Annotated in this window: 5 protein-coding genes; 4 read left to right on the plus strand and 1 reads right to left on the minus strand. The window is 33.0% G+C overall.

Annotated features, from left to right (window positions below; genetic code table 11):
- Positions 1 to 27 precede the first annotated feature (27 nt).
- From ACHFIZ_RS16885 to ACHFIZ_RS16900, 4 genes are all read left to right on the plus strand, one after another.
- Complete coding sequence (locus ACHFIZ_RS16885; RefSeq protein WP_410887979.1) at positions 28 to 222, plus strand: hypothetical protein; 195 nt, start codon at positions 28 to 30, stop codon at positions 220 to 222.
- A gap of 593 nt (positions 223 to 815) precedes the next feature.
- Entirely contained in the window at positions 816 to 3620 is a 2805-nt protein-coding gene (locus tag ACHFIZ_RS16890; protein ID WP_410887981.1) for a class I SAM-dependent DNA methyltransferase, read from the plus strand.
- Positions 3617 to 5620, plus strand: coding sequence for a DEAD/DEAH box helicase (locus ACHFIZ_RS16895; protein WP_410887983.1), 2004 nt, complete (start codon positions 3617 to 3619; stop codon positions 5618 to 5620). Before ACHFIZ_RS16890 ends, ACHFIZ_RS16895 begins: the two co-directional genes overlap by 4 nt.
- Positions 5613 to 6800, plus strand: coding sequence for a GIY-YIG nuclease family protein (locus ACHFIZ_RS16900; protein ID WP_410887985.1), 1188 nt, complete (start codon positions 5613 to 5615; stop codon positions 6798 to 6800). The genes ACHFIZ_RS16895 and ACHFIZ_RS16900 overlap by 8 nt, the downstream gene beginning before the upstream one ends.
- A gap of 194 nt (positions 6801 to 6994) precedes the next feature.
- Here the strand turns inward: ACHFIZ_RS16900 and ACHFIZ_RS16905 are convergent.
- On the minus strand, positions 6995 to 7197 hold a 203-nt coding region (locus tag ACHFIZ_RS16905; RefSeq protein WP_410887987.1), incomplete at its 5' end, for a hypothetical protein.

The raw sequence follows: 7197 nt of genomic DNA on the forward strand, positions 1-7197 counted from the left end.
GCTGAATCAGGAGTGGACATGGAAATCATGGGTAAGCTTACCGATTTTGATCTATCGCATTTCCTTGAAGAGTACGAGGATGATGATGTAAGCGCCAAGAAAACTACTGATGAAGTTTATGAAAAATATGATGCTGAAAAAATCAAAAGTAGAATTACACATTTAGAGGAATTTTCTAAAATGAATCGTTTAGCCCTAAAGTGGATAAACCAATTTGATTGACCCCATTCCACCAATTTCAGAATTACACAAAACAAACTGGTCATCAAAAGGTTACCAATAATTTATTTTTGGTGAACTGGGGTCAATAGTTTATGGTTTATCCACTTGAACTATCAAAACCACATTATATTTTTGAAGGAGACGTGTTGGATATGTTTTCTAATCCCAATTTAATTGGAGGTATGGTCGAGCTAAAACTTTCTAGGGTATTTGGTATTCATAGTACAATGGCCAAAATTGTTGGATTAAGAAATATTTTAGAATGAGTTTTTCATAATATAATAGCTTATTAAGCTTCAGTCGGTTTTATAATCCGTAATTAAAAAATCTTAAATTAGCTTTAATTCGGAAGATTGCTGGACAAAACAATTATTTGACTGCGTTCCAATACTTTTATTGCTTTTGCGATTTCAGTGGAAATTAAAGTTTTATACTGAAATTATTTTTGGCGAGCTAGGTTCAACACTTTGGTTTATCCAACCTACCTATAAAAAGATGAGTATTCAGAGTTTTCTGAAGTCATTCTAAAGGCTATTTCCACAATTAAGGTAAATGGTCATATCGCTTTTGCTTAAAAACATTACTTTTGAGTTATGACCTCTAAAGAAATTGAAGCTAATCTCGAAAAACTGATAGCAAATCTTAATAATGAAGAATTTATTTATGATTTGCTCTTAGCTTATGGAATTTCGAAAACATCGGTCAACAGATTAAAGAAAGGAGACTTCAATTTTTCTAAAATTGCTGGCGAAGTTTTATATAAAAACAAATTGTTTTTTGCTTACGCCGAACGGGATTTACATTTAAAAGTTGATGAGTTTGCTATTGACGAACGATTACTTAAACAAAATCCAAGATTTGTTATTGTAACAGATTACAAAACTTTAGTAGCCAAAGATTTAAAAACAAAATTAAATAGAGATTTTCCACTCAAGGATTTACCAAAATATTTTGATTTTTTTCTGCCGTTAACTGGTGCTGAGGTTTATAAATCTTCAAATGACAACAAAGCTGATAGGGACGCCGCCTACAAGATGGCACAGCTTTATGATATTTTAGTTCAAGATAACCCTGATTACAAAGATGATAGTCATAAACTAAACATTTTCCTTTCAAGACTACTATTCTGCTTTTTTGCAGAGGACACAGGTATATTTGAGAAATCAAGCATTTTTACGGAGACTTTATCACAACACACAAATATTAATGGTAAAGATGTTGATGAGTTTTTGAATTCATTTTTTAACCGATTAAATACTGAAAATGGTTCTTTTCCCGACTATCTACAAAATCAGTTCCCATATGTAAATGGAGGGTTATTTAGAGATAATATAAAATCACCTAAATTTTCCTCAAAAGCTAGAGCTTTACTTTTAAGCTGTGGAGATTTAGATTGGAGTGAAATTAATCCAGATATTTTTGGCTCAATGATACAGGCTGTAGCCGACCCCGAGGAGCGTAGCGATTTAGGTATGCACTACACATCTGTTCCTAATATCAAAAAATTAATAGACCCACTTTTTTTAGACTCCTTAAAGGAAGAATTTGAAAAAAATATTGACAACGCAAAGGCTTTAGATAAATTATTGGTTAAATTATCAAAAATCAAGTTTTTCGATCCTGCATGCGGAAGCGGAAATTTTCTAATTATAACCTATAAAGAAATACGACTTTTAGAAATAGAAATAATTCAGCAAATAATTTCTTTAACTAATCAACCAACTTCTATAGCTGATGGAAGTCAGTCAAAAATTCATTTTACTACTAATGGTCATCAAGTTGTGATACCTGCAAAGCAGTCTAAAATGAATTTTAGTGGTTCACAAACAAAGATATGGTTTACTGAGATTTCTCTTTCTCAGTTCTATGGTATAGAGATAAAAGATTTTGCGCATGAAATGGCGATACTTTCTCTTTGGTTAGCTGAACATCAAATGAATAAGATATTTGATGAGCGTTTGGAGGGATATGGACAAAGTAAACCAATACTGCCACTTAAACAAGCTGGGAATATTACTTGCGGAAATGCCACTAGAATAGATTGGAAAATAGTTTGCCCCATTAAAAAAGATGATGAAGTATACATTTTGGGTAATCCTCCTTACTATGGTGCTCGGAAACAAAATGAGGAGCAAAAAGGCGATATTGCATTTAATTTAAATTCTTTTAGCGGGGCAAATAATCTAGATTATATTGCAATATGGTTTTATAAGGCAAGAAAATATATTGAAAATTTAAATGCTAAGTTTGCATTCGTTAGTACTAATTCAATTTGCCAAGGTGAGCAAGTTTCAGCATTATGGCCTTCACTATTAGATGACAAGTTTGAGATTGAATTTGCGTATCTATCTTTCAAATGGACTAATAACGCGATTGGGAATGCAGGAGTTAGCGTAATTATTATTGGCCTTCGAAATATTTCGACACAGCCAAAGTATTTATTTTTAGATCGAGTGAAAAAACAGGTGTCTAATATAAATGCTTATTTATTTGCATCACACAATGTTTATGTTTATCCCAGAAAAAACAATCTATCCAAGTTTCCTGAAATGATATACGGAAGTATGCCAAACGATGGTGGTTATCTATTACTTGATAAACATGAAAAAGAAGAAATTATTACTTTAGGTAAAACCAATCAAACTTTTTTTAAAAAATTTCTTGGTGCATATGAATTTATGCATAATATAGAAAAGTATTGTCTTTGGATTACAGAAAAAAATCTAGAATTGGCTCTGAAGAATCCAGTTATTGCTAAACGGATAAATCAAGTTAAGGTTTTTAGGGAAAAAAGTAAAAGAACAGCCACTAAAGTTCTTGCTAGTAAGCCATATTCTTTTGGTGAGAATAGATTTACAGATAGTGAAGTTATATTAATTCCTCAAACGGGGTCTGATAGAAGAGAATATCTACCTATAGGATATTTTAATGAGAATTATATAATTTCAAATGCTTGTCGTCTAATACCCAACGCTGAGCCATATATTTTTGGGATTTTATCCTCAAGGATGCATATAACTTGGATTAAGGCTGTTTCTGGTCGTCTAAAAATGGATGTGCAGTATTCAGTGTCAATGAGCTATAATACCTTTCCGCTACCGGAAATAAGTCTTAAACAAAAAGAACTTATCACTCAATATGTTTTTGATATTTTAGACGAGAGAGCGAAGCATCCAGAAAAAACTATGGCTTGGATGTATGATCCTGATACAATGCCTACTGGCTTAAGGCAAGCACACACGTCCTTAGATGAGGCTATTGAAAGGATTTATCGGTTAGCACCGTTTGCATTGGATGCCGAGAGACTAACTCATTTATTTAAGCTTTATGAGGAAATGACCAAAAAAGATACATTATTTGGAAAAGTAAAAACCATCAAAAAATTAAAAAGCAAGTGAACGAAGAAAAGATAGATACCACAACTTATTCAAAGCCAATTAACTTGGTAAAAGTTAATTATGCCCAAACTGGTCAAAGCAAGCAAATAAATAGCCTTGGTATGCGTGAAATGCAAGCTAAAGCTTTTGAGGCAAGAACAGCAAAATATCTTTTATTAAAATCCCCACCTGCGTCAGGTAAATCTAGGGCATTGATGTTTCTTGCCTTAGATAAATTGAAAAATCAAGGTATTAGCAAAGTTATTGTTGCAGTTCCTGAACGCTCAATAGGTAGTTCATTTAGTCCTATTCAATTAACCAAGTTTGGATTTTTTGCTGATTGGGAACTAAACCCAAAATACAATCTATGTACAGTTGGTAATGATGGTAGTAAAGTAAAAGCATTTTTATCTTTTCTAGAGAGTGATGAAAACATACTTATTTGTACACATGCAACACTTCGTTTCGCTTTTGAGGGAATGACTGATACGTCTTTAAATGATTGTCTTTTAGCAATAGATGAATTCCACCATGTTTCTGCTGACGGTCAAAATCGTTTAGGAGAAGTGCTACGCAAGGTAATGGAAAAATCTACTGCTCATATAATTGCTATGACTGGTTCATACTTTAGAGGGGATAGCATTCCAGTTCTTTTGCCTGAGGATGAAGCAAAGTTCACAAAGGTTACCTATAATTACTATGAGCAATTAAACGGTTACGAACACTTAAAATCGCTTGGTATAGGCTATCATTTTTATCAAGGTAGGTATTATAAAAAACAAGATGATAGTGGGCTATCTGCACTTGAAGAAATACTAGATGAAAATCTAAAAACAATCATCCATATACCAAGTGTAAATTCGGCAGAATCCTCGAAAGAAAAACTTGAAGAAGTTAGTCATGTAATTGATTGTATTGGAGAGTTAGAATATCAAGATGATGAAACAGGAATTCTTTACGTAAAAAGTAAACGAAGTGGACGCATTTTGAAAATAGCCGATTTAGTAAATGACAACCAAAAAGAGCGTGATAAAGCTGTAGCATACTTAAGAGGTGTTAGTAGTGCTGATGATATTGATATAATAGTAGCTTTAGGAATGGCAAAAGAGGGCTTTGATTGGCCTTTCTGTCAGCACGCGTTAACCATTGGCTATCGAGGCTCGTTAACAGAAATTATTCAGATAATTGGTAGAGCAACCAGAGACAGTAATAATAAAACGCATGCACAGTTTACAAATCTAATTGCGCAACCAGATGCTGTAGATGATGATGTAAAACTAGCTGTAAACAATATGTTAAAAGCAATTACAGCATCGTTGTTAATGGAGCAGGTATTAGCACCAAACTTTAATTTCAGGCCAAAATATGATGACGAGATTGACGATGAGGAAAATGAGGATGATGGAAAGACAATAAAAGTTAGGGGTTTTAAATTACCAACATCACAAAGAGCTAAGGATATTATAGAAAGTGATTTAAATGATTTAAAAGCAAGAATATTACAAGATGATACAATGCTTAAGGCTATGCCTGGCAATATAGAACCAGAAGTAATTAACACAATCATTATTCCTAAAATAATCAGGGAAATATATCCAGATTTAAGTCCAGAAGATGTAGAGGCGGTTAGGCAATATGTTGTTGTAGATGCTGTTATTAAAAACAGTACAATAGAAGAGCAAGGAAGTAAAAAGTTTATTAGAATGGCTGGAAGTTTTGTTGATATAGACGATATCCATATTGATTTAATAGACACGATTAATCCTTTCCAAAAAGCGTTTGAAATATTGTCTAAATCTGTTACTACATCAGTTCTTAAGGCAATACAAGACACGATAAATGTGTCTAAGATAGAAATGACACAAGAAGAAGCTATTTTATTGTGGGATAAGATTAAAGAATGGGTGGCGAAGACTGGGGAACAGCCAAATATTCAATCTTTCGACCAAAAAGAGCAACGAATGGCGCAAGCTTTAATATTTTTAAGAGAGGCAAAAAGAAAGCGAGAACAAAATGGCTAAAACACTCGACGATATATTTGATGATGATGCTTCTGGGCTGCTTAACCAAAAAGAAAAATCTACTAACCTCAATACTGATGAAGATAGGCTTATAGACTCTTTTGAAGAAATTAATGCGTTCTATGAAAAAAATAATAGTGAACCATCAACAGGCAGTATGTCTGAATATAGTTTATCCGCAAGGCTGAGAGGATTTAGAAGTAATGACAGCAAAAAGAAAATATTAAAACCTTTTGACCGTTTTAATTTACTTGGTGAAGTGGAAATGGAAAAAAGGACCCTTGATGATATACTAGCGGAGGATGATTTAGGATTGTTAAATCCAGAGGGAGACTTATCCATTTTTGAGTTTAGACATACACCTAAAATTGATAAAAGAGCGGATGCTGATTTTGTGGCTCAAAGAACTTCTATTAAAGAGAAAAATTTTGAGAAGTATGAAGTTATGTTCAAGCAGGTACATCAGGATTTAAAGAGTGGTAAACGTAAATTATTGCCTGCAGAAAATGTTTACAAAAATATCCAAGTAGAACATTTTTATTTGCTGGATGGTCTATTGCTATATCTTGAATCGGCAGTATTAACTGAAGAAGAAATTGGTGGTCGAAAAAGATTAGATGGCCGTACAGTGACCATTTTTGAGAATGCCACTATGTCCAATATGCTTTATCGTTCACTTGGCAAAGTGATACAAAAGAACGGTAAGGTAATCACTGATACAGATGAGAATGTGCAGTATCAACTAAATAGGAGTACTGGATTCGTTGAGGAAGAGGATTTGCAAAGTGGTTGGGTTTATGTTTTAAAATCAAAGTCTAAAAGAGCGGAAATAATTAGCTTGGATGATCTATTCAAGATTGGCTTCTCTACCACAAAAGTAATTGACAGAATAAAAAATGCTTCGAAAGAGGCTACTTATTTGTACAGTGATGTGGAAATCATTGCAACTTACTCTTGTTACAATTTAAACGTTCAGGCTTTTGAGAAACTAATTCATCGTTTTTTTGCAGAGAATTGTTTAAATATTGATATCTATGATGCGGAGGGGCGGAGATTAGTTCCTAGAGAATGGTTTGTTGTGCCTTTGCCAATAATTGATGAAGCTATAAATCTTTTGATAAAGGGAACAATAGTGAATTACAGATATGACAGGGTTGCTCGAAAAATAGTATTAAAATAGTATTTTATCACTATTTGTTTAATTTTTTGGATAAACCAATTCAATTGACCCGCCTTCTTCTTATTGTGGTAAGGTTCTCAAAAATGCTCATGATCAAGATCTTATGAAGATGCCTAAATAAAAATCTATTAAAAGTATAATAATGACATATCATGCCCGTAAGGGCCGAGCCAGAATTTTAAGGTTTTTAGAGGCTAATGCATTATAATTATTGCAATCAACCCTAAGACAATACAAAGCATCCCAAAAAAATTAAGCAGTTTTTCTATAGTCACAATTATCAATCCCTTTAAATAGCTAGTATATATTTGCAGTCCTGCGATGTTTCTACGGTTAAACCTACGTTTACCTATTTGATAACGAATAAATACACCGATTAGCAAAAATATAATACCAT

Origin of the sequence: Pedobacter sp. JCM 36344 (assembly GCF_046546555.1) — a bacterium.
In the GTDB taxonomy this organism is placed as follows: domain Bacteria; phylum Bacteroidota; class Bacteroidia; order Sphingobacteriales; family Sphingobacteriaceae; genus Pedobacter.

Bases quoted from the DNA above. Each gene is read 5' to 3' on its own strand.
- ACHFIZ_RS16885 (WP_410887979.1), top strand. From the start codon at position 28: ATGGGTAAGCTTACCGATTTTGATCTATCGCATTTCCTTGAAGAGTAC.
- ACHFIZ_RS16890 (WP_410887981.1), top strand. From the start codon at position 816: ATGACCTCTAAAGAAATTGAAGCTAATCTCGAAAAACTGATAGCAAAT.
- ACHFIZ_RS16900 (WP_410887985.1), top strand. From the start codon at position 5,613: ATGGCTAAAACACTCGACGATATATTTGATGATGATGCTTCTGGGCTG.